Genomic DNA, 23985 nt, shown 5'->3' on the forward strand with positions numbered 1-23985 from the left:
TCCTTAATTTTGACTTTGTATCGATTCTAAGCTGACTTTTTTGGTAGTTGCCATCCCTAAACTCGACAGGTTGCTAGACTTTTGATGCTAGTTTGCCAGGTTGTTAAATCAGCCAAAGCTCGATCCCGATATTGACCGTAACGTTCTTGCTTATTACGAATCCGCTGGGGCAATTCCGGTAAAATTCCAAAATTGGGCGGCATGGGCTGGAAATGTTTGGGGGAAGCGGAACTGATGAAGTTAAATAAAGCTCCCATCATGGTGGTGGCCGGCAATGTGAGCAAAGGTAAACCCAACGCCAACCGGGCCGCATTGGTGCCCGCTAACCATCCCCCGGCTGTGGCAGCGGCATAACCCTCCGTTCCCACTAACTGCCCCGCCGCAAATAAAGTCTGGCGATCGCCGAAATGGAGACTAGCGGTCAGAAGTTGGGGGGAATTAATAAAAGTATTGCGGTGCATTACCCCCATGCGAACAAACTCAGCGTTTTCCAAACCGGGAATCAAGCGGAAAACCCGTCCCTGTTCTCCCCAGCGTAAATTGGTCTGAAAACCCACCATATTCCACAATTGTCCTGCCTTATCTTCCTGGCGCAATTGCACCACTGCATAGGGCTTTTTCTCCTTGTTAGCAGGATCTCGAAAATCCCCCAAACGGGCATCAAATAGACCAACGGGCTTTAGGGGGCCGTAACGCATGGTGTCTTCCCCCCGCTGGGCCAACTCTTCTATGGGTAAACATCCCTCAAAAAACTTAGCTGTTTCTCGGTCAAAGTCCTTCAGGGGAGCTTGTTCGGCCTCACACAATGCCTGCCAAAAATTGAAATATTGCTCTCGGTTAAAGGGGCAGTTGAGATAGGCCGCCTCCCCTTTGTCATAACGGGAAGCAAAAAAAGCTACTTCTTTATTGATGGAATCCCCCACCACAATGGGACTGGCCGCATCGAAAAAGCTTAGGTATTCCATGCCGGTGAATTGTTGCAAATCCTCCGTTAGCGCTGGGCTAGTGAGGGGTCCCGTAGTCAGCACCGTAATACCTTCCCTGGGAATTTCCGTTACTTCCCCCCGCCGTAATTCCACCAGGGGATGGCTGGCCACTTGCTCTGTCAAAGACCGGCTAAAAATTCCCCGGTCCACCGCCAAAGCACCCCCAGCTGGCACTGCATGGCGATCCGCTGTGGTAATAATGAGAGAACTCAACTGCCGTAATTCTGTTTGCAAAAGTCCCGCTGCCCGATCGCCAGCTTTGGCCCCAAAGGAATTGCTACAGACCAACTCCGCCAAATCCTCACTGTGGTGGGCTGGACTCAGACGTTCGGGGCGCATTTCCGTCAAAATAACTGGAACTCCTGCTTGGGCAATTTGCCAGGCGGCCTCCGTACCCGCTAAGCCTCCACCGATAACATGGATGGGCGTTAAAGTGGTCATAGGGAACTTTGAAAATTCAAAAATAGTTAGAGACTAACATTTTAAAGCAGGGGACAGTCTACCGCCCAAGGAGAAGGCCCCATCTCCTGAAGAATGGAATTTTCCTTGTCTTGATCAATGTTTGACCTTGGAACCCATGCCTATCATTCCTAGCCCCAAAGTCCTGTTAGTGGATGATCAGCGGGAAAATCTTGTTGCTCTGTCACGGGCCCTGGATTCCCTGCCAGTGGAAATAATCACCGCTAACTCCGGCCAAGAGGCGATCGCCACCGCCGCCACCACAGAATTTGCCTTGATGATTTTGGCCCAGGAAATGTCTGAATTGGACGGGCTAAACACCGCTAAAATTCTTCGTTCTTTTCCCCTGGCTGAACAAACTCCAATTATTTTTCTAGCTCGGCAAGAAATTATCACCAAAGCAATGGCAGAAATAAATATTTTGGGGTTGGTTGACTTTCTGGCACAACCGCCTAACCAAAATTTTCTTCAGGTGAAAGCTAAACTTTATTTGCAGCTTTTCCAGCAGAAACAAACTCTGCAATACTATAATAATTACCTAGAAAGTTCAGTTAAATCTGTTCATTTTGATGTAAAAAATAATCATTCAGAACAACTCAGTGAAATAATTTTAGCCAATATTTCCGATACTGTCTTTGTCACTGATTTATCCGGAAAATTTACTTTTATTTGTTCAAATATTGATAATATCTTCGGCTATTCCTTGGCGGAAGTAAACGCCATGGGAACCGTAGAAACGCTCCTGGGTGATTTTAGATTTAACGAATATGAGTTAAAAGAAAAGGGGGAATTAAAAAATTTACGGCATGATGTTCAAGATAAACAAGGTAAAATTCATTATTTACTCATCAATCTTAAGAAAGTCGCTATTAATGGAGGTATTTATCTTTATAGTTGTCGGGATATTTCAGAATGGGCTCGAAAGGAACAAGCCATTAGAAACAGTGAAGCCAATTTCCGAGACATTTTTGCCAGCATCAAGGACGGGCTATTGGTTTTAGATGAAGATAATTACATTTGTTATGCCAATGCCCAGGCAGTGAAACTTCTTAACTGTACTTTGGAAGAATTAGTGGGAACCATTGGCAGTCCATTGGAAGATACGGAATTTAGCTTACTAGTAGACGACGGCACTATTTACACGGTGGATGTTAGTGTAACCGAAATTACATGGTATGGACAAACCGCAAAGCTAGTCTCTTTACGGGATATTAGCGACCGCAAACGCATGGAGAACCAATTGCGGGAAAATCAGAATAAATACTATCGTCTTTTAGAAAATCTTGACAATGGAGTAATAGTACACAATGCCAATGCCGAAATTGTTTATGCTAATCCTAAAGCAGAATCTTTCCTCGGTTTAACAGATTTAGAAGGCAGGGATATTGATGATGAATATTGGATGTTTTTTGATAAAGAAGGAGAAAAATTAGAAAAAGAGGAATTTCCTGTGGCCCAGGTTTTAGCCAACCAATCTTCCTTAAAAAATTTTGAAATGGGTATTTATCGTCCCGACACTGACCAATTACTCTGGGCGTATATTAATGCTTACCCTGAATTCTATAATGAAGACACCATTCAGGAAATAATAGTAACTTTTTCTGATATTACTGAACGCAAGTTAGCAGAAATTCAACTAAAAACTATTAATGAAAACCTAGAAGTTCTTATTGAAGAGAGAACCAGTGAGCTGGAAAGTAGCAATAGCCAATTATTGCAGGAAATTATCGAGAAAGAACAGGTGAGTATTACCCTTACCACCCAGGAGGCAAAATATAGAGCTTTAGTCCGAGATGCCGGTGATGCAATTATTTTAATTACCATTGACTTCATTGTCCTAGAAGTCAATTATCGGGCTGTGGAGTTGAGTGGTTATGATCAAGAAGAATTAATTGGGCATTCTTTGCTTGACCTTAGGCTATTGACCCCAGAGTTTTATGCTCAACAAAGACACTTTTGGCGCACTCTTAAAAGGGAACAAATTTCCCAATTAACCGATGTCAGACTCGTAAAAAAATCTGGAGAATTAATTTCCGTTGACATTTCCGCCAGTGTAATTACCTATGAAAATCACTCAATTGTTCAGTGCATAGTCCACGATATAACCCTCCAAAAGACCATTCAAGCCCAACTGCAACGGGAAAATTATTTTCGTCGGCAATTATTGGAAAAAATGGTGGAAGGATTATTTGTTTGTTATGAAGTTGAGCAGTTTCCCTTCCTGCAATTTACTGTGTGGAATCCGATGATGAAAAATATCACTGGCTATAGTCAAGAAGAAATCAATCAATGCGGTTGGTATGAAACTCTTTATTCCCATGGACAGCCTCAAGAGGCAGTAAGGGTGAGAATGAAGGCAGTGGCCTTAGGGGTAGATATGGTCAAGGAAGAGTGGCAAATTATCCGTCGGGATGGAGCTTTGCGTACCGTTGAAATTTCCACTGCCTTGATCACTTCAAATAATCAGACCAATATCCTTGCGGTGATTCAAGACATAACAGATCAAAAACGACAGCTACAAATTATTCAAAATAACGAAGCTACTCTCCGTTGTATTGTGGAAAATCTGCCAATTTTCTTTGGCATGAGAACAATAAACTTTAGTAATTGGTATTATATTAATCCATCTTTTGAAAGTTTGACGGGTTATACTCCAGATGAAATGTATGAAGATCCCCTGCTATGGCAAAAAATTCATCGGGAAGAATATGCAGAAAATCTAGAACAGGCACGTCCTAACCTGGGGGAGTGGACTATTTTTTCTATGGAGAAAAAAGACGGCACACAAATTTGGGCGCAAACAGTAGAATTTTTAGTTGATGATCTATCAGACACTGCTCGGGTGGTGGTGTTTGGCCAAGACATTACTGACATTAAACGAGCGGAAATCGAAACCCTGAGATCTTTGGTCAAAGAACGGGAACTAAATGAAGCTAAAAGTCAGTTTGTTGATATTGTGTCCCACGAATTTCGTACTCCTTTAACTTCTATTATTGGTTTTGGAGAGTTATTGTCCAAATATTTTGATCGTCTTTCTACAGAGAAAAAACAACAATATATTAACAATATCCAAAATTCTAGCCAACGGCTGAAACAACTAATTGATGATGTGCTTTCCATTAGTCGCTATGATGCCAATAAGATAGAAATTGAGCTAGGTAACATTAACCTAAGGAACTTAGCTAACGATTTAATCGAGAATTTTAGCTGTGGCCTGGGCAGTGAACATAATTTTGAGCTTAACTACCATCTCAAGCCGGACGAACACTCCCTGGTGGATGTGAGACTACTCCGCCATATTTTGGAAAATATTTTAAGTAATGCCATTAAATATTCGGCCCCGGGTAGCACTATCACCCTAGATATTAGTAAGGATGAAGAGCATTTACTTTTCCAAGTACGGGACGAAGGCATTGGTATTCCCCTCCAGGACCAGGAAAAACTGTTTGAAGCTTTCCATCGTGCCAGCAACGTAGGGGATATTCCCGGTACTGGTTTGGGATTGAGCATTGTTAAACGCTATGTGGAATTTCAGGGAGGGACAATCGAGGTGATATCGATGCCAGGAAAAGGGACCACAATGGTGATCAAATTGCCCCTAAACCCTGCCCCGATCATCCAGATTGCTCAGGGGGAAACCGATCGCCTGAGTTGAGTTTCTAGATAAACCAGGAGGGCATTGATATCGGCGGGGTTAACGCCCCCAATGCGACCGGCTTGACCAATGGTGAGGGGTTGGAACTGGGTTAGTTTTTCCCTTGCTTCCATGGATAGGGTTTCAATGGCCATGTAATTTAAGCCGGGGGGCAAACGTTTTTGGCTATGGCGGCTCACCTGTTCAATTTGGGTTTGTTGCCGCTTAATGTAGCCGGAATATTTGATTTCGATTTCCACGCTGGTTTTTTCCTCCGGTTTTAATTCCTCGTTACCCAACTGAAATTTTTCTAAATCTGGATAATGAAATCCAGGTCGTCGTAGTAACTCCGCCAGCACAATGGAGCCTTTAATTTTCTGTTGGGTATAATCAACAATTTCTTTACCCACTGCATCTTGCTCTTTGATGCGGGTACTGTACAGTCTTTCTTTTTCGGCGGTGATGTTAGCTTGTTTGGTTTGGAATAGGTCCCAACGGCGATCGTCAATTAAGCCAATTTCCCTTCCCAGAGGGGTTAACCTTTGATCGGCATTGTCGGAACGTAAAATTAAGCGGTACTCGGAACGGCTGGTGAGCATCCGGTAGGGTTCCCGCAAATCTTTGGTGCATAAATCATCAATTAATGTACCCAGATAACTTCCCTCCCGGGAGAAGATGATCAATGATTTTCCTTGACAATGACGGGCCGCATTGATCCCCGCCACCAGACCCTGGGCCGCCGCTTCTTCATAGCCAGTGGTGCCGTTAATTTGCCCAGCACAAAATAGTCCTGCCACTTTTTTGGTCATCAAACTGGGATAACACTGGGTAGCCGGTAAAAAGTCGTATTCCACTGCGTAAGCGGGGCGCAACATGACACAATTTTCCAACCCCGGTAGAGTTTGTAGCATGGCCAATTGCACATTTTCCGGTAGCCCCGTGGAAAAACCTTGAATATACAATTCAGGAATGTCTCGACCTTCCGGCTCGATAAAAATTTGGTGACTTTCTTTGTCAGCGAAACGAACAATTTTATCTTCGATGGAAGGACAATAACGGGGCCCCTTAGAGTCAATAAAACCGCCATAAATGGGAGATAAATGGAGATTATCTTTAATTAATTGGTGGGTCTTAGCTGTTGTTCTGGTCAAATAACAATTCATTTGCTCCCGCTCTACCCACACTTCCGGGTCAAAGCTAAACCAACTTACCTGTTCATCTGGGGGTTGGGGCTCTAATTTGTCATAATCTACCGATCGCCGATCAACCCTGGCCGGAGTTCCCGTTTTTAACCTGCCAGTTTCAAAGCCCAGTTCATTCAAAGTTTCCGTTAGGCCTACTGCCGCAAATTCGCCGGCCCGCCCCGCTGGCATGGACTTATTACCAATCCAAATTTTGCCCCCCAGGAAAGTCCCTGTCGTAATCACCACCGACTGGGCTCCAAAGCAAGCGCCAAAGTAGGTCTGCACACCTTGAATCTCATCATTGTCCCCCAACACCAAATCCGTCACCATCCCTTCCCGAATGGATAGATTAGGTTGATTTTCAACGATATTTTTCATCACCGCCGCATATTCCCGCTTATCCGTTTGGGCCCGCAATGCCCACACCGCCGGCCCCCGGGAAATATTTAACACCCGCTTTTGCAGATAGGTACGGTCGGCCATTTTGCCAATTTCCCCCCCCAGTGCATCCACTTCATGGGTTAACTGGGATTTAGCCGGCCCTCCCACTGCAGGGTTACAGGGTTGCCAAGCAATGCGGTCTAAGTTGAGGGTTAACAGTAGGGTGCGACAGCCCAACCGAGCCGTGGCCAAGGCCGCCTCACAACCCGCATGGCCTGCCCCCACCACGATGACATCAAATTGGTCTTGGAATTCCACTGGCGATCGAAGGGTCATGGCGGCGCACTAAAATGGTAGCAGGGCTAAAAACTATATTTTAGTCTTTAGTTCAACTTTTAGAGAATTAAACTGAATTTCAGACAAATATTAACTAATTGACTTGTTATGGCATTATTAGCCTAATTTATGGATCATTTATTTTGGATTTATATACTTGTATTTTTTGCTATTATTTTGTTTAGATATTTTCTAATTGCGGGGGGAACCTATGCTTTTTTTTACTCCCCTTGGGGTCAATCGTTACTTAAGAACCATTTACCCATTAATATTCCCTCTTCGCAATCAATTCGCAAAGATATAAAACTTTCCATAATTTCAGCAATTATTTTTGCCCTGGCAGGGGCATTTATTTTGTCGAGCTATGGCGGAAAAATGAATCGTTTATACGTCGATCCATACCAACACGGACTTTGGTATCTGGGAATAAGTTACGTTTTAATTTTGTTCTTACAAGATACCTATTTTTATTTCACCCATCGCCTTTTCCATCATCCGAGATTGTTTTCTTTGTTCCATAAAGGACATCATCTTTCCCGTTATCCTACCCCCCTCACTTCCTTTGCCTTTGATCTGCCAGAGGCGATCGTGCAATCATTTTTTTTAATTATTGTTGTTTCCCTTATTCCTCTCCATTTTTTTACTTTATTAGCGATATTAATGACCATGACAATTTGGTCGGTGATTAATCATTTGGGTATCGATCGCCTACCTTTAGCATTTCCTCATCATTGGTTAGGGAAATACTTTATTGGCACGGCCCATCATTCCCTACATCACCTCAAATACAATGCCAACTATGGGTTGTATAGTAGTTTCAAATAAAGCTGAGACGCTAAACGCCACAGTAAGAACGGATAATTTCATCAAGAGACGTGTCAATAGGAGCGTACATTCTAGCTCGTTTCAAGGCACTAAAGTCATGCTCAATATCATTTAAATCAGGAGAATATTTCGGCAAAAAAAGAACTTCATGACCTGCTTCTTTAGCCAATTCTTTAATGGCAGTTTTACGATGAATAGGAGCATTATCCATTATTAATATTGATGGAATGTCGAGGGAGGGTAGCAAATATAATTTTAACCATCCTTCAAAGCCTTCTGCATTCAAACTCCCGGTAAAAACCATCGGCGCAATCAAATCTTTTTTTCCTTTTCTTCTCCCTGCTACTAGATTTTCTCTGACTCCCCTTTTTCCTTGTCTATCTCCATAAACTTTTTTTCCTTTTTTTGACCAGGCATAAATACAAGCCTGGATTGCTTCGAATCCAGATTCATCTATGTAAACTATAGCTTGACTACCATAGAGCTTAATTAGTTCTCTTAACATTCTATAGTACTTAACTCGTTCCTCCCGGTTTCTTTCTCGATAACGTAGTTCTTTTTTTTTCTGTTTATTTTCATTTTCTTTAATGCGTAATATACGGCACTCGGCCTCACTCCAAATTTCTTGGCTCTGTCTATCAATCTTGCATCGGGATTTTCTTCTACGTCTTTTTTTAGAGCTTCCCAGTCTAATTTCCTATGGCGACGCTCTACTTTTGTTGGGCTTAAATCTACTCTATTTAACCATCTGTATATCGAGGCTTTTCCTATTTTATATATCTTGGAAGCCTCAGTTATTTTTCCTCCAGCTTCTATATAAGCTACTACCCTTTGCCTTAAATCTAAACTGTAAGCCATTGTTTAAACCTGTTCATTTTGTACACTCCATAATTTTACATTAAATTCTCTCATCGTTAATTGAAATGACTATATTTCACTTTCTGGGATAAAATTTTGGGCACGGAAGATCCCACATACCAAGAAAAGCTTGGACGAAATCAAACAACAAAAGAGTATTAAAATACAAACTAATGGACAAAAAAATCGCATCTCGCTTAAAAGATGCGATCGCCAAAACGCAGAAGTTTTTCTAAGTAGATGGCTTGGTCAAGAATCTGTTTTGTAGACTTTCGATCCGTCCTCCTGAACATCTACTCAGCAAGAGAAACATTATTTGCCTTGCCATTGCGAGAAGCTGAGGGAGTTGGAGACAGACCCCGTAGCATTAAGCTTAAATCAACGACACACAGATTGAGCTGGCTGATTACTCAACGACAACTTTGCCTACCATGCCAGCACCCCGGTGGGGTTCACAGTAGTAGGTGTAGGTGCCGGGCTCAGTGAAGGTGGAGGTGAAGCTTTCACCAGCGGCAAAGGCCAAGCCTTTGTGGGAGAGCTTAGCAGCGGTGTCAGCATCCACACCATCGGCGGCAAACACAATGTTATGAGGGGAGAGTTTGTTGTTAACCCATTTGACTTCCTCTCCAGCTTTGATGGTGACGGTGCTGGGTTCAAAAACTAGGGCACCACTGTCAGAACCCATTTTCACTGTTGCATTGGCAGCGGCAGCGGGGCTCACGGATAAAAAGAAACTGGAGACCACCAGCAGAAGGCCAGCGAGGATTGTTAAAAACTTTTTAGACATACTTCTTGGCGATTGTATCTATAGGGACTTGTGGTTGAACGGGCCGGGGTAACGCCCTACTCCGTGCCCAAAAAGGCGATCAGGGACGTTTTTCCTTTCTTCTGCCCATGGTATCACAATGTTTGACAGCCCGTCGTAGATTATACAGCCTCAGCCCCGGGCGGATAGAACAAGCTCATTTCTCGTTCTATCTGAATAGTACTTTGCCGAAAATGCTTGGTTGTTCTAGCTATATTTACTGAACTTTAGATGGGGATTTTTTGCTACCCACGGTAATTGCTGAATTTTCTTTGTTTTTGGCGATCGCCGTCATAAAAATTAGCTTGCTATCCCTTCAATGTAGATGATAATGGGAATAGCCCAGTAGGCCCAGTGGTGTTTTTTGTGGGCTGAAGTCGCTCCCTGAGTTAGATTGGGCAACCGCTATGAATCCTTGCAAATTTTTTCGTTTAATCATTTTTTCCCGCCGTCGTTCTGCTGATAACGGTGGTTTTGCCTTGCCGATGGCCATTATGGTTGGCCTAGTGCTAACAGTGATTGGCATTGTGATGATGCAAAGGTCAATGTTTCAGCAAAATGACTCCACCAGCAAAGCGGCCACCGACCAAGCTCAAAATGCCGCCGAAGCGGGCATTACCAAGATAATCAACTTGATGAATACCCCAGCCAATCGTTTCATCTCTGCCCTGCCAGATTGTCAAAATTGGGACGCTGGCAGTAACACTTGTACCGATACTGGTAGTACCCCTAGCTGGCACAATCTCCCTAACTTAGGAAGTTGGACAATTACAACTCCCGGTGCGGCCTGTCAGCCGCCAGCAACCACCACCACCGATATAACGGCAACGGCTAGCAATCGAGCTTGGAAAACCTTACCCCAGGGTGAATTTCGTTTAGTCAGCTATCAATACACCCCAGACACCGCCAACGGAGGGGCGATCGGTCTTGGCCCCGGCACAGGCACCTTAGTTGTGGAAGGAGCCATTAACCGTAATGCCGCCAATGAAGCTCGGTCTAGGATAGAGGTAAAAATTCCTATCACCCGTCTTCCCAATGATGCTTCCGTTTCAAGTTTATGGGTTACGGAAACGGCCACCGGGGACGAAATTGTTTCGGGCAATCAAGACGTATATTCAGACATTATCGTTAATGATTGCGATGCTTCCGTTGACCCGGCTGATTTTCCTAACAGTGAAGTTGCCATTGGTACCTATGAGGCCATTTATAGTAATGTGCCCCAACCCAATCTCCCGCCCTATCCCACTTGTCCCGCTTCCAATACCTTTGCCACCATGTCCGGGAGTATGACCTTGCCGAGAAGTACCGACGCTAGTACGACCATAACTCTTAATGATGGCACAAATCTGCCTGCCTATGTTTACTGCATTGACAAAATAGCTTTGGGTGGAAACGATACGATCAATGTACGAACGATTAACCCCACTTCTGGCGAAAGATTTTTAGTTTTAATGCATGTTAAAGGTGATATCAATGTGAGTGGGAACACCCATTTAAACCATTCTTGTTCCGGAAGTTGCGCCGACTATAAACCAACGGATTTGAATATTTTCGGTTATGGACAATCCGCCCATTCTTCCACGCCGCCACAAATATTGGCTTCTGGAGGAAATAATATTGAAGCTTTCATTTTGGCTCCGGACTATGTTTATGGGGTTAATGGTGGTGGTAATGATGGTGGGGTAACCGGTTCATTAATTGTCAAAAAAGTAATTAACTCTTCTAGTTCCAACCAGATGATCTTTAGCGACATTTCTGGATTAACTTGGGAGGAACTTGTAAGTACCATTGTGGCTCCGCCATCCGCACCAAATCTAAATCCAATTTCTGGTTGGTCAACCAAAGCGACTAATTAATTAGTTGTTTTTCTAGAAGTTTTCTTGCTACCTCAGATCCGGATCTGGACTACAAGGGTTTGGGGTGACTTTCCCGCCTTAGACTTTAGCTTTAGCAAATAATTCATTAACCGTAAAGCTTAACTGGGGCAATAAATCATCCTCCACCAGTTGGTCTCCTTGATAGGTAAGGGGCGGGCGGTCGGGGGCAAAAATAGTCAAACTACGATGGCGATCGCCAATAATCCAGACCCTTTCTACTCCGGCAGCCAGATAATCCAAAGCCTTTTGGGTCATAGCTTCAAAGGATTGATCGGGGGAAATAATTTCCACTACCAATTCCGGGGCCACAGGGCAAAAGTCATTTTCCAGGGCGAAGGGAGTCAATTTTTGGTCAGAAATGTAGGTAACATCAGGCACCGGGGCCCAATCTTGCCCATCCTTTTGCAGACAAATGCCCCATTCGGGATAGGCTTCGCCAGGCAAGGGACAATCTTGGCTATTTCCCCAATCAGACAGGAGAAAGAGTAACGTTCTTTGGAGACTGGAATGGATTCTTTTTGGTGACATTTTGGCGATCGCCGTTCCGTCTTGCAATTCGTAGTTAACTTCCCCTTCCGGTAAACAGGAAAATTCCTCCAGGGTGAGGGGAGGCGGAGTGATGGTTTGACCCATGGCAGTGTCCCTTAAACGATTACCTTTCAAACTAGCAAATTCGTTATGGTGAATATTTTGCGGTGATCCTCCCGGGGCGAGGGGGTTGTCGTAATTATGAGAATTACGTTACATTTAGTTAAGATTTTGTTACAAAACTCCGTTGTCAACAAAATTAATCAATTCCACGGCGTCGGGGAGCTAATCCTCCATGACGGAGTCCAGTCTCCGTTCCACAGTTAACCGATTACACTAAATCCTACGACCGTCTTAACTTTTAAAGTGAGCTAACATATGAAATTTTCCTGGAGAACTGCCCTACTTTGGTCCCTACCCCTGTTGGTAGTCGGCTTTTTCTTCTGGCAGGGGAGCTTTGGAGGGGCAGATGCCAACCTCGGTTCCAACACTGCCAACACCCGCATGACCTATGGTCGCTTCCTCGAATATGTGGATGCTGGCCGCATCACCAGTGTGGATTTATATGAAAATGGCCGCACGGCGATCGTGCAAGTTAGCGACCCAGAAGTAGACCGGACCCTCCGTTCCCGGGTTGACCTCCCCACCAATGCCCCGGAATTGATTGCCCGTTTACGGGACTCCAACATTCGCCTTGATTCCCACCCTGTCCGCAACAATGGCATGGTTTGGGGTTTTGTGGGCAACTTGATTTTCCCCGTGCTTTTGATTGCTTCCCTCTTTTTTCTCTTCCGCCGTTCCAGCAACATGCCTGGGGGCCCCGGCCAAGCCATGAACTTTGGTAAATCCAAAGCTCGCTTCCAAATGGATGCCAAAACCGGTGTCATGTTCGATGATGTGGCCGGTATTGACGAAGCCAAGGAAGAATTGCAAGAGGTGGTAACTTTCCTTAAACAGCCCGAACGCTTTACTGCAGTGGGGGCCAAGATTCCCAAAGGAGTACTCTTAGTGGGCCCTCCCGGTACCGGTAAAACTCTCCTCGCCAAGGCGATCGCCGGGGAAGCCGGAGTTCCTTTCTTCAGCATTTCTGGTTCCGAGTTCGTAGAAATGTTTGTCGGCGTTGGTGCCTCCCGGGTGCGGGACTTGTTTAAAAAAGCCAAAGAGAATGCCCCCTGTTTGATCTTCATTGATGAGATTGATGCCGTGGGTCGTCAACGGGGTGCTGGTATCGGTGGTGGTAACGATGAACGGGAACAAACCCTCAACCAGCTACTAACCGAGATGGACGGTTTTGAAGGCAATACGGGCATTATTATCATTGCCGCCACTAACCGCCCTGACGTGCTAGATTCTGCCTTGATGCGTCCCGGTCGTTTCGATCGCCAAGTGATGGTGGATGCCCCTGACTACTCTGGTCGTAAGGAAATTTTAGAAGTCCACGCCCGCAATAAAAAGTTAGCACCGGAAGTTTCCATCGACTCCATTGCCCGCCGTACTCCCGGTTTTAGTGGGGCTGACTTGGCCAATTTATTGAATGAAGCCGCCATTCTCACCGCCCGCCGTCGTAAATCCGCTATCACTCTGTTGGAAATTGATGATGCCGTGGACCGGGTGGTAGCTGGTATGGAAGGCACCCCCTTGGTGGACAGCAAAAGTAAGCGGCTAATTGCTTATCACGAAGTAGGCCACGCCATTGTGGGCACATTGTTAAAAGACCATGATCCCGTGCAAAAAGTCACCCTTATTCCTCGGGGCCAAGCCCAAGGTTTGACCTGGTTCACTCCCAACGAAGAACAGGGTTTAACCACCAAAGCCCAACTGATGGCCCGTATTGCTGGAGCAATGGGCGGTCGAGCCGCTGAAGAGGAAGTTTTTGGCGATGACGAAGTAACCACTGGGGCTGGTGGTGACCTACAACAGGTAACTGAGATGGCTCGCCAGATGGTAACTCGTTTTGGCATGAGCAACCTTGGTCCCATTTCCCTGGAGAGTTCAGGTGGGGAAGTATTCCTGGGTGGTGGCTTGATGAACCGTTCTGAATACTCCGAAGAAGTAGCCACCCGCATTGATGCCCAAGTACGGCAATTGGCTGAACAGGGTCACCAAATGGCTCGCAAAATCGTCCAAGAACAACGGGAAGTGGTTGATCGCCTGGTGGATCTTTTAATTGAGAAAGAAACCATTGATGGGGAAGAATTTCGGCAAATTGTGGCGGAATACGCCGAGGTTCCCGTCAAGGAACAGTTAATTCCCCAACTATAAAAATTCCCTTCTCCAACCAATTTAGTATGGTCAGCAAGGCCCTGATTCTTCGGAACAGGGCTTTTTTCTTGCGTTCTATTCTTCTGTGCCTAAAACATCTTTCAAGGCGGTGCGGGCGGCGAGGTGGTTGCGGGTGGACATGAGAATTTCCGCTTCCCTTTGTAATCTTTCAGCAGTGTCCTGCAATTCCAACAAACTTTGTTGTTCACTGGCAACGCCATAAAGATTGCCTGCGACCCAATAGGACAATTCCACCGGCAACACGGGCAAATCATCGGGTAATTCCAAGTTCTGATCCGTCAACTTGGCCGACAGGCTAACTACGTCATGCAACAGGCGATCAACTTCCTTGGCCAAGCCATGGAGATCCTGCCCCGTGTATTTGTCGTCAATCCATTCCACTAGACCGACTCGGTAGGGCTTTTCCCGCACATATTCCAGCACCCGAAACCGTTGTTGCCCCAGAGTTAAAACCTTCATCCGGTCATCGGGTAACCTTTGGTAGCGCAATACTTCTGCACAGCAACCCACGTCGGAAATTTCCCCTGTGCTGGGATCAATCATCAACACCCCAAAACGGCGATCGTCTTCCAAGATGGTGTTCATCATCATCCGATAGCGGTACTCGAAAATGTGCAAGGGCAGGGGTCGCCCAGGGAAAAGCACAACTTCAGGCAGTGGAAAAAGAGGAAGTTCCCTAATTGCAACGGAGGATGCCATCTTAATGTTTCGTAATGTTAAGCAACGTACTTCAAATGATAAAGGATTGGGGACTATTTACCCAGTAAGCGCACGCAACCGATCCCGCCAAAGTAAAGCCCCAGCACTGCCCCAGCTAGAAGGGACTGGGTCAGGGGGTCCGTGGAAGGGGTGAGAATTGCCCCCAGCACCATCGCCCCCAAAATGACAAAGCGCCAGCCCTTGAGCATTTGTTCGGAGGAAACGATGCCCAAAAAGCCGAGAACCACTTGAATAATCGGAATTTGAAAAGCTAGCCCGGTGCTAAACATCAACAACAGCACAAACTCAAAATATTTATCAATCGACCAGAGTTGCTCCACCACATCCGCTCCGTAGCTGACAAAAAACTTGAGTGCGGCGGGGATGAGAGCATAGTAAGCAAAGCCCAGTCCAGCAAAAAAAAGTACACTGGAGCCTAGCACCACCGGTCCCAGTAATCGGCGTTCCCGACGGGTTAGACCGGGTAGAACGAATTGAATAATTTGGTAGAGGATAAAGGGGCTCATCACCAGAATGCCGCTGTAGCCTGCTACTTTGACGGAAACGAAAAAGAATTCCCCTGGGGAGAGCTGCAGAAATTTAACTGTGCCTGCCGGGACTTGAAGCCATTGCACCAAGGGTTTAACGAAAATAAAGCAGGCCACTACCCCGACCAAGACCGCCCCCAAAGACAGAAAAATACGAGTTCTGAGTTCGTCGAGGTGATCAAACAAAGACATTTCCACGTCATCGGGCACTTCGTCCAAATAATCGGGGGCAGTTTCCGCGGAAGTGATGTTATCAAGCTGGGTTGACATGGTTTCAGGGCAAGGAAAACAAGTTGCCCCTATTCTGACATTCTCCTGGCACTGATTGCGATGACATGGCAGTTAGCTAGGCGATCGCCATTTGCTCGGCTATGACGGGTTTGCCTAAAATTGACCCGCCCTCAGATCAGAATAATTGCCCAAAAACGAAAATTTAGGTGCGATAATCTTTAAATTATTCTTGAATATAAAAGGAACAGCAAAAAATATTAAATATTACTGATTTTCTTGATTTTTATGTTCCAAAATTAATCTCAAATAAAAAAAAAGAAATAAAAGATAAGTCAGAGAAGTGAATTACTATTTTTTATTGACATGCTAGAATGTAATCTTTTAGTTTTCTCTATATATCATTCTTATTGCTCCAAGCGCCTAGAATTATTATGAACGTTTCCAAAATTGCAGTTTTCGGTTTAGGAGTTATGGGCAGTCCTATGGCTCAAAACCTAGTTAAAAATGGTTATCAAACAGTTGGTTATAACCGCACCCTAGAGCGTCCTTCTGTCCAGGAAGCAGCAAAGGCAGGGGTTAAAGTTGTTACTAGCATTGCGGTGGCGGCGGCAAATGCAGATATTATTCTCACCTGTGTTGGAGATGAAAAAGATGTTCAACAGCTTATTTTAGGTTCGGGAGGGATTGCTGAATACGCTAAACCCCAAGCCTTAATAATTGATTGCAGTACCATTGGTAAAACTGCGGCTTATGAACTAGCTACAAATTTAAAACTCCAGGGTTTACGCTTTTTGGATGCGCCGGTAACAGGAGGTGACGTTGGCGCAATCAACGGTACGTTAACGATTATGGTGGGGGGTGATATTTCGGATTTTGAAGAAGCTTTACCCGTCCTCAAATCCATAGGAGAAAAAATAGTCCACTGTGGTCCCAGTGGCAGTGGTCAAGCTGTTAAGCTTTGTAATCAGGTACTTTGTGGCATCCATGCGATCGCCGCTGCGGAAGCTATACAACTTTCTGAGCAGTTGGGGATTGCCCCAGAGTTAGTAATTGATACTTGTGGCAGTGGGGCGGCGGGTTCCTGGGCCTTGACTAATTTAGCACCGAAAATGTCGGAGGCTGATTTTGCCCCAGGCTTTATGGTCAAACATCTTCTTAAGGATCTGCGCCTCGTCCGGGAAGCCGCTGAAAATGGCCCATTACCAGGGGTTACGTTGGCAGAAAGCTTGTTTACATCGGTTCAATTATTGGGGGGAGAAGACCAGGGTTCCCAAGCCATTATCCGTGCCTATCGCGAAGCTTAGATTAATTTGGATAAAGTATAAAGAGGAAAAAGGTAGATGCCCACTGAAGCAATTTAGCTTTAATAAATTAAAATTTTACTGGAGTAAACATGGATGTTGAAAACTGATTTTACTCCCCATCATTTCAGATTAAAAGGTCCCATCTGCTCAACAATTATTGATGATAAAAACTTTATATGATTTTGATCTCAATCAAGGAATTGAATATTTACAATCCCAGGATGACCGACTTGGTACTTTAATTACTGGGTTAGAAGTTTGTTCATTAACCCATCATCCACCCCGCACCACTCTCTTGGAGGCGATCGCCTGGGGGATTATCGGTCAACAAATCAATATAGTCATTTCAATTAACGATGAGAGAATTTAATGTAAAATTATGGAGTGTACAAAATGAACAGGTTTAAACAATGGCTTACAGTTTAGATTTAAGGCAAAGGGTAGTAGCTTATATAGAAGCTGGAGGAAAAATAACTGAGGCTTCCAAGATATATAAAATAGGAAAAGCCTCGATATACAGATGGTTAAATAGAGTAGATTTAAGCCCAATAAAAGTAGAGCGTCGCCATAGGAAATTAGACTGGGAAGCTCTAAAAAAAGACGTAGAAGAAAATCCCGATGCAAGATTGATAGACAGAGCCAAGAAATTTGGAGTGAGGCCGAGTGCCGTATATTACGCATTAAAGAAAATGAAAATAAACAGAAAAAAAAAAGAACTACGTTATCGAGAAAGAAACCGGGAGGAACGAGTTAAGTACTATAGAATGTTAAGAGAACTAATTAAGCTCTATGGTAGTCAAGCTATAGTTTACATAGATGAATCTGGATTCGAAGCAATCCAGGCTTGTATTTATGCCTGGTCAAAAAAAGGAAAAAAAGTTTATGGAGATAGACAAGGAAAAAGGGGAGTCAGAGAAAATCTAGTAGCAGGGAGAAGAAAAGGAAAAAAAGATTTGATTGCGCCGATGGTTTTTACCGGGAGTTTGAATGCAGAAGGCTTTGAAGGATGGTTAAAATTATATTTGCTACCCTCCCTCGACATTCCATCAATATTAATAATGGATAATGCTCCTATTCATCGTAAAACTGCCATTAAAGAATTGGCTAAAGAAGCAGGTCATGAAGTTCTTTTTTTGCCGAAATATTCTCCTGATTTAAATGATATTGAGCATGACTTTAGTGCCTTGAAACGAGCTAGAATGTACGCTCCTATTGACACGTCTCTTGATGAAATTATCCGTTCTTACTGTGGCGTTTAGCGTCTCAGCTTTATTTGAAACTACTATACTAATACGGCGCAAATGTTATTCCAAAGATTTTTGGACTATGGGCAACCCAAAGGATGGACCGCACAAACCTTAGCTAATGTGGACCCAGAATTATTGAGGGAACTAGGTATTTCCCGTTATAAAACTCGCTATTTAAAAACTTGGGCGATCGCCTTACAAAATAATTTTCCTTCTTTACCTGAATTAGAAACCTGGGGTGACCGGGCCATCGTTGAACAGTTAACAGCTATTAAAGGAATTGGTCCCTGGACAGCGCAACTATTTCTTCTATTTCGTCTTCGTCGTCAGGATATTTTACCTAATCAAGATTTAGGAATTCGGATTGCAATTCAAAAATTGTATCAATTGCCCGATCGCCCTAATCCAAAGCAAGTGTCCGAATACGGCAAAAACTGGCAGCCCTATCGCAGTCTGGCTAGTTGGTATTTGTGGCGGAGTTTGTCGGCAACGGTTAGCCAGATTCACTTGTAGGCGTTAGCGCTGAAATTTTTCTAGTAAAAACCTAACACCATTGTTCCCTGAGAATCTCTGCAATGCGGCGGGCCGCTCCAGCTTGTCCCAGCCTTTCCCGGCCATTACAGGCGATCGCCTCTAGTCGCTCAACATCATGAAGTACTTGTTGTAAAGCTTCCCCAGTTTGGTCAGGACTATTCAACAAAATTAAGGATTCTCCCAAAAGCCAGGTTTGACGGCGCGCAAAATAGGGATTGTATTGGGGGCCTTGTCCGGGAAAACTAATCACTGGTTTCCCCAACCCGACAAATTGTTCTGTGGCGGTACCGGCCATGGCGATCGCCGCTTGGGCATGGTGCAAACAATCGGCAAACTGCTGTTGGCTAAAAACCAGCCGGGCATGATCTTTTTGGAAAACGGGCCCTTTAATCAAGCAAGAAACCTTGTTGGTCAAAAGTTCCACGGCATTATCTTCCAGTGGTTGCCAACCTTGGGTTTCCAGTTCAGCCATCAACGTTGGTAAGGGCAAGGAAGGGGCGATCGCCGCCAGGAAAGTTATGGAAGCATCGGCAAAATGGGCTAACACACTGGTTAAACTTTCCACAATCAAGGCCCAATTGCGTTCCATTTCCGGTGATCGGGAACCGGGTAAAAGGGTAATGGTTAAACTTTGTCCTGGCTGTAACGTTTGGGGCTTGTAATCCTGCGGGTTTAAACCGTCCATCATTGGATTGCCCACGGCATAACTGGCCACACCTTGGTTTAACAAACTTTCATGGGTGAGGCGATCGCGGGGAAAGACTGCTACGCAATTTTTCCTCGTCATTAACCACCGTTCCCAAGGATAGTAAGCGCAACCAAGCCATTTTTCCCAAGCTTGGGTACTAGGTAACCATGCCCCAGCGGGGGAGCGCAGATAATATTCCGACTTGGCTGTGCCCACAAAGGCGTAATCACCTCGGCCCAACCAAGCGAGGGCCAAGGGCACTATGTCCCCCACCGCTAGAACTTTCCCCCCCTGGGCCGTCCATTTTTGCAAACCGCCTAACTGGGCTTTGGTCAATCCCCATAAGCCTCCCTGAACATCCCGCCATAATTCCCTGGCATCCATGTTGTTAAAGCCGCCGGAGGGCATGGTTTTCACCGGGCCAATCAAGAGAATATTTAAACGTCGATAACTGTTGCCTTCCCCCACTAGGGGCAATCCCACTAATATTTCCCCAGGCTCCATTCCCGCCAACTCACTCCAAGCCTGGCCAATACTGACGGCGATCGCATCCTCTCCGTGCCCATTGCTGAGCAGTAGAATCTTCGGCAACATCCAACACTCCCATCCGTTACACTGAAAATAAGCAGAGTATTAAGAATTATTAAATAAGTATCACCATGGGTTGGGAATTTTTTTCGCTAGAGACATTGCAGGAATTGGCCCGCCAATATGGTTACGGAGCCGTATTCTTTGGCATTGCCTTGGAAAATGCAGGCATTCCCATCCCTGGAGAAACCATAACCCTGTTGGGGGGCTTTTTGGCCGGCAGTGGAGATTTAAGTTATGGCGGGGTATTAATCGCGGCGATCGCCGGGGCCGTGTTGGGGGACAGTTGTGGTTACTGGGTGGGACGCTGGGGCGGTTGGCCCTTACTAACCAGGGCGGCCCAACTGTTCAACATTCCCCAGGAAAAACTAGACCAAGCCCGGCATAAATTTAGTCAGAATGGGGCGGCCGCAGTGTTTTTTGGTCGTTTTGTTACCCTGTTACGAATTTTTGCGGGGCCCATGGCCGGCATTGTCCGCATGCCCTACGGCAAATTCCTGTTGTACAACATCGGCGGTGCCTCCGTCTGGGCTGCCATCACCGTTAGTTTGGCTTACTTTTTGGGGCGGGTGGTCACCATCGAGCAAATTATTGCCTGGACGACCCAATTCAGTTGGTTTGCCCTAGCAGCAGTGGTGGGCATGGTGGGCATTTACTTTGTCTTTCACTTCCTGCAAAAGCGTTTTGATCAAACCATTGAGTCGACCATAGGCGATCGCCCCCAATAATTGTTAGAACTGGATTAATATCTTTGCGAGGGAAAATACCATGGCCGTCAAAAAACAGTTTGCTAATTTTGCTGAAATGCTGGCCGGTTCCCCCAAGCCGGTGCTAGTGGACTTTTACGCTACCTGGTGCGGCCCCTGCCAAATGATGGCCCCCATTCTGGAGCAAGTGGGCAGTCATCTACGCCAACAAATCCAAGTGGTGAAAATTGACACTGATAAATATCCGGCGATCGCCACCCAATACCAAATCCAGTCTTTACCGACCTTGGTGTTATTCAAGCAGGGCCAACCAGTGCACCGCATGGAAGGCGTACAACAGGCCGCCCAGTTGATCCAACAGTTACAGGTTTTTGTGTAAATACCATTCCGGCGATCGACAACAAACCTTTAGTTAATAGTTTCTAAATATATTCAGTCAATTCATCTTTTTGCGGATCCAGCCGTTGACTGTGAAGCGACTATGGGCAAATTCCCTAGAAGGACAAACCACAGACATCACTTCGTGGCGACAACGGCTATTAAAAAAGATAATAGAATTATTGATGGGGGTAATGGTTTGAAACTTCGGATGGGTAGTAATGGTGTTATTTTTAAGCTCCGTGTCGTAGAGCCTTAATTCTCCCCCAGAAAAAGCTTTCGGTTCTTGATAAAAATAATAGACATAGGTAATTTGTCGGCTAGCTGTTTTTTCACTACCTGCGTCATTGTGGATTCTATAATAACAACCATCATTATGGGCTGTGAGTTGTAATTCTATTTCTGCAACTTCAAAGGGAGAAAAGTTTAGTTGACCCAGTAATTCCGGTAACTTTTGTTTGATTCGTTCCCGTATTAAAGCTGATAATGCAGGAATTTTTTGAGAAAAAAGCACGTAGGATTGGCGATATTGATTAGCTTTAGTAGTAGTGTTAGATTTAATGTATTCTTCTTTTTTATCAATAGCCTCTGTGATGATTTTTTGATTTTCTTCCGGTGATAAGAAGTTTTTAATTTCTCCGTAGGTACCGGGCAAAAATATTGATTCTGACTGCTGGTGTAATGTCGGTTCCGATAGGCTGAGGTTTATTTGAGGATACTGTGACTGTAATCGCCTAATTTTTTCCTCAGCCTTAGCCACTAATTTATCCACTGAGTGATGCTTAAATTCGGTGAAAATCCCTGCCATTTCGAGGATTTTTAGGGCTATCGTTGCTTTTTCCTGAGGAGAACATTGATCGTTGTCAATAATTGTTTCTAAAGTATCAATGGATTTAGTTAATAACTTTTTTGCTCTAGTTGATAAGGCTAGGTTATCTCCGTTGGTCTTTACTTTTGCTCCCCTGTTCATTATGCAGTTCCCCTGGGTTACCTAAGGCCAATCACATTTTTTGCTGAAAATTGATGGTTGGAACAATTCTAACTGTTTTGAAGCCAACAAAAATCCCCCTCCTAGTTAGTAAAGGAAAGGGGACAAAAGGCGACAAAGCCTTCAGATTATTAACAATGGATTGATGAGTCAATCATGGCAAGGATGGAACGATTACATCATGCCCATGCCGCCCATACCACCCATTCCGCCCATGCCACCCATATCGGGCATAGCGGGAGCCGCAGGTTCAGGTTTTTCCACTACTAAAGCTTCAGTGGTCAACACCATCCCAGCAATGGAAGCGGCATTTTGCAGAGCAGAACGTACCACTTTAGCGGGGTCGATGATGCCAGCGGCTATCAGGTCTTCAATTTTGCCAGTGATGACGTTGTAACCTTGATTGCCAGTAGCTTCTTTAACTTTTTCCACAATGACGGAACCCTCTACCCCAGCATTGCTGGCCAACTGGTGCAGGGGAGCTTCCAGGGCTTTGGCGATGATGTCGGCGGCAACCCGCTCTTCATCGTTGCTGAGTTGGGCTTTAAAGCTTTCAATTTTGCCCGCTAAACGAATTAGGGTTGTACCACCACCGGGAACAATACCTTCTTCCACTGCGGCTTTGGTGGCATTGAGGGCATCTTCAATGCGGAGTTTGCGGTCTTTGAGTTCGGTTTCCGTTGCGGCCCCGACTTTAATCACAGCTACACCACCGGCTAGTTTGGCAATGCGCTCTTGGATTTTTTCTTTGTCGTAATCGGAATCAGAAGCAGCATATTCTTTCCGCAACTGCTCAATCCGCTCTTTGACTCCAGCGGAAGCCCGTTTGTCGGCCCCAGCGACGAGGATGGTGTTGTCTTTTTCCAAAGTGGCTTTAACGGCTTGGCCCAATTGATCCAAGCTGACGGTGTCGAGGCTCAGGCCAATGTCTTCGGAAATGACGCTACCACCGGTGAGGATAGCGATATCTTGCAACACAGCTTTACGCCGATCGCCAAAGGCGGGGGCTTTAATGGCGGCCACGTTGAGTACACCCCGGGCTTTATTGACCACTAGGGTAGCAAGGGCTTCTCCTTCAATGTCTTCCGCAATGATTAACAGGGGACGACCGGCCCGGGCCACAGCTTCCAGTACGGGAACCAATTCCGCAATGGCACTGATTTTTTTATCGGTGATGAGGATTAAAGGATTATCAAACTCCACCAACTGGCGATCGCTATCGGTGATGAAGTAGGGAGAAATATAGCCCCGGTCGATCTGCATCCCTTCCACCACTTCCAATTCGGTGTTGAGGGATTTGGACTCCTCCACGGTGATGACGCCATCTTTGGTGACTTTGTCCATGGCATCGGCAATCATGGCCCCAACTTCGGGATCGTTACCGGAGGATACGGTGGCCACTTGGGCGATCGCCGAACCTTCCACGGGTTTAGCCACAGCCTCAATTTCTTGAACGAGGAAAGTGGTAACTTTTTCGATGCCCCGACGGAGAGCCACGGGATTAGCACCGGCGGCGACGTTGCGCAGACCTTCCCGCACTAAAGCTTGAGCAATAATAGTGGCGGTGGTGGTGCCATCCCCAGCAATTTCCTTGGTTTTGGAAGCAACTTCCTGGATTAGCTTAGCTCCAGCATTTTCTTCCGGGTTGGACAGTTCAATTTCTTTGGCTACGGTGATGCCATCGTTGACAATCTGGGGAGCACCGTACTGCTTTTCTAATAAAACATTGCGACCTTTGGGGCCGAGGGTAATCCGCACCGCATCAGCCAGGGCATTAATCCCCGCTTCCAAAGAGCGTCTGGATTCATCCTTAAAGGAAATAAGTTTAGACATAGACTAAAAAGTTACAAATAACGTCAAAGGTGGCGGACAAGTCCATAAAGCACTTTAGCACTCTTGGCAGTGGAGTGCTAAGTC

Annotated in this window: 21 protein-coding genes; 10 read left to right on the top strand and 11 right to left on the bottom strand. The window is 45.4% G+C overall.

From position 1 onward, the window contains the following. Positions 1-56: 56 nt before the first annotated feature. A complete protein-coding gene (gene trmFO, locus C7I86_RS11820) occupies positions 57-1427 on the bottom strand; it encodes an FADH(2)-oxidizing methylenetetrahydrofolate--tRNA-(uracil(54)-C(5))-methyltransferase TrmFO (RefSeq protein WP_010873449.1) in 1371 nt (456 codons plus the stop codon). A 136-nt stretch (positions 1428-1563) separates the two neighbouring features. On the opposite strand from trmFO, the gene C7I86_RS11825 reads away from it, so the two are divergent. Beyond that, a complete protein-coding gene (locus tag C7I86_RS11825; protein ID WP_010873450.1) occupies positions 1564-5100 on the top strand; it encodes a PAS domain S-box protein in 3537 nt (1178 codons plus the stop codon). On the opposite strand, the gene mnmG is transcribed toward C7I86_RS11825, so the two are convergent. Continuing rightward, complete coding sequence (gene mnmG, locus C7I86_RS11830; protein ID WP_010873451.1) at positions 5073-6980, bottom strand: tRNA uridine-5-carboxymethylaminomethyl(34) synthesis enzyme MnmG; 1908 nt, start codon at positions 6978-6980, stop codon at positions 5073-5075. The two genes, C7I86_RS11825 and mnmG, sit on opposite strands and share 28 nt — an antisense overlap. Before the next feature lie 177 nt (positions 6981-7157). Between mnmG and C7I86_RS11835 the strand changes: the two genes are divergently transcribed. Further along, positions 7158-7805 (top strand): sterol desaturase family protein, encoded by a 648-nt coding sequence (locus C7I86_RS11835; RefSeq protein ID WP_228670061.1) that lies wholly within the window; start codon positions 7158-7160, stop codon positions 7803-7805. A 10-nt stretch (positions 7806-7815) separates the two neighbouring features. Here the strand turns inward: C7I86_RS11835 and C7I86_RS11840 are convergent, their stop codons facing one another. From C7I86_RS11840 to petE, 3 genes are all read right to left on the bottom strand, one after another. Next, positions 7816-8403 carry a transposase gene (locus C7I86_RS11840; protein ID WP_308417040.1) on the bottom strand — a complete coding sequence of 196 codons (588 nt, stop codon included), beginning with the start codon at positions 8401-8403 and terminating at the stop codon, positions 7816-7818. Continuing rightward, entirely contained in the window at positions 8304-8663 is a 360-nt protein-coding gene (locus C7I86_RS19215; protein WP_010871315.1) for an IS630 transposase-related protein, read from the bottom strand. The genes C7I86_RS11840 and C7I86_RS19215 overlap by 100 nt, the downstream gene beginning before the upstream one ends. Positions 8664-9069: 406 nt before the next feature. Then, complete coding sequence (petE, locus tag C7I86_RS11845; protein WP_010873453.1) at positions 9070-9450, bottom strand: plastocyanin; 381 nt, start codon at positions 9448-9450, stop codon at positions 9070-9072. A 425-nt stretch (positions 9451-9875) separates the two neighbouring features. On the opposite strand from petE, the gene C7I86_RS11850 reads away from it, so the two are divergent. Next, positions 9876-11324 (top strand): hypothetical protein, encoded by a 1449-nt coding sequence (locus tag C7I86_RS11850; RefSeq protein ID WP_010873454.1) that lies wholly within the window; start codon positions 9876-9878, stop codon positions 11322-11324. 78 nt (positions 11325-11402) lie between these two features. Here the strand turns inward: C7I86_RS11850 and C7I86_RS11855 are convergent, their stop codons facing one another. After that, positions 11403-11978, bottom strand: a complete 576-nt coding sequence (locus C7I86_RS11855; protein ID WP_010873455.1) for a Uma2 family endonuclease — start codon at positions 11976-11978, stop codon at positions 11403-11405. A 273-nt stretch (positions 11979-12251) separates the two neighbouring features. Between C7I86_RS11855 and ftsH2 the strand changes: the two genes are divergently transcribed. Beyond that, entirely contained in the window at positions 12252-14135 is a 1884-nt protein-coding gene (gene ftsH2 / locus C7I86_RS11860) for an ATP-dependent zinc metalloprotease FtsH2 (protein ID WP_010873456.1), read from the top strand. A 75-nt stretch (positions 14136-14210) separates the two neighbouring features. On the opposite strand, the gene C7I86_RS11865 is transcribed toward ftsH2, so the two are convergent. Both C7I86_RS11865 and tatC read right to left on the bottom strand, forming a co-directional pair. Further along, a complete protein-coding gene (locus tag C7I86_RS11865) occupies positions 14211-14855 on the bottom strand; it encodes an LON peptidase substrate-binding domain-containing protein (RefSeq protein WP_010873457.1) in 645 nt (214 codons plus the stop codon). Positions 14856-14908: 53 nt separating this feature from the next. After that, positions 14909-15673 (bottom strand): twin-arginine translocase subunit TatC, encoded by a 765-nt coding sequence (tatC, locus tag C7I86_RS11870; RefSeq protein ID WP_010873458.1) that lies wholly within the window; start codon positions 15671-15673, stop codon positions 14909-14911. Between the two features lie 392 nt (positions 15674-16065). On the opposite strand from tatC, the gene C7I86_RS11875 reads away from it, so the two are divergent. The 4 genes from C7I86_RS11875 to C7I86_RS11890 all read left to right on the top strand — a co-directional run bounded on the left by C7I86_RS11875 (position 16066) and on the right by C7I86_RS11890 (position 18698). Beyond that, positions 16066-16938, top strand: a complete 873-nt coding sequence (locus tag C7I86_RS11875) for an NAD(P)-dependent oxidoreductase (RefSeq protein ID WP_010873459.1) — start codon at positions 16066-16068, stop codon at positions 16936-16938. Positions 16939-17098: 160 nt separating this feature from the next. Beyond that, complete coding sequence (locus tag C7I86_RS11880; RefSeq protein ID WP_020862160.1) at positions 17099-17308, top strand: hypothetical protein; 210 nt, start codon at positions 17099-17101, stop codon at positions 17306-17308. 40 nt (positions 17309-17348) lie between these two features. After that, entirely contained in the window at positions 17349-18197 is an 849-nt protein-coding gene (locus tag C7I86_RS11885) for an IS630-like element ISTcSa family transposase (protein WP_010873460.1), read from the top strand. 42 nt (positions 18198-18239) lie between these two features. Next, a complete protein-coding gene (locus C7I86_RS11890; RefSeq protein ID WP_010873461.1) occupies positions 18240-18698 on the top strand; it encodes a DNA-3-methyladenine glycosylase in 459 nt (152 codons plus the stop codon). Between the two features lie 31 nt (positions 18699-18729). Here C7I86_RS11890 and C7I86_RS11895 read toward each other — a convergent pair whose 3' ends face one another. Continuing rightward, a complete protein-coding gene (locus C7I86_RS11895; protein WP_010873462.1) occupies positions 18730-20001 on the bottom strand; it encodes a lipid-A-disaccharide synthase-related protein in 1272 nt (423 codons plus the stop codon). A 65-nt stretch (positions 20002-20066) separates the two neighbouring features. Here C7I86_RS11895 and C7I86_RS11900 point away from each other — a divergent pair, with 65 nt between their 5' ends. Beyond that, entirely contained in the window at positions 20067-20723 is a 657-nt protein-coding gene (locus tag C7I86_RS11900) for a DedA family protein (RefSeq protein WP_010873463.1), read from the top strand. Positions 20724-20763: 40 nt separating this feature from the next. Next, the gene (gene trxA / locus C7I86_RS11905; RefSeq protein WP_010873464.1) at positions 20764-21081 is read left to right on the top strand and encodes a thioredoxin; all 318 of its coding nucleotides are present in this window, start codon (positions 20764-20766) and stop codon (positions 21079-21081) included. A 57-nt stretch (positions 21082-21138) separates the two neighbouring features. On the opposite strand, the gene C7I86_RS11910 is transcribed toward trxA, so the two are convergent. Both C7I86_RS11910 and groL read right to left on the bottom strand, forming a co-directional pair. Next, positions 21139-22050 (bottom strand): 2OG-Fe(II) oxygenase, encoded by a 912-nt coding sequence (locus tag C7I86_RS11910; protein WP_010873465.1) that lies wholly within the window; start codon positions 22048-22050, stop codon positions 21139-21141. A 192-nt stretch (positions 22051-22242) separates the two neighbouring features. Continuing rightward, positions 22243-23901, bottom strand: a complete 1659-nt coding sequence (gene groL / locus C7I86_RS11915; RefSeq protein ID WP_010873466.1) for a chaperonin GroEL — start codon at positions 23899-23901, stop codon at positions 22243-22245. Positions 23902-23985 lie beyond the last annotated feature (84 nt).

It is taken from the genome of Synechocystis sp. IPPAS B-1465 (assembly GCF_003015225.1).
In the GTDB taxonomy this organism is placed as follows: domain Bacteria; phylum Cyanobacteriota; class Cyanobacteriia; order Cyanobacteriales; family Microcystaceae; genus Synechocystis.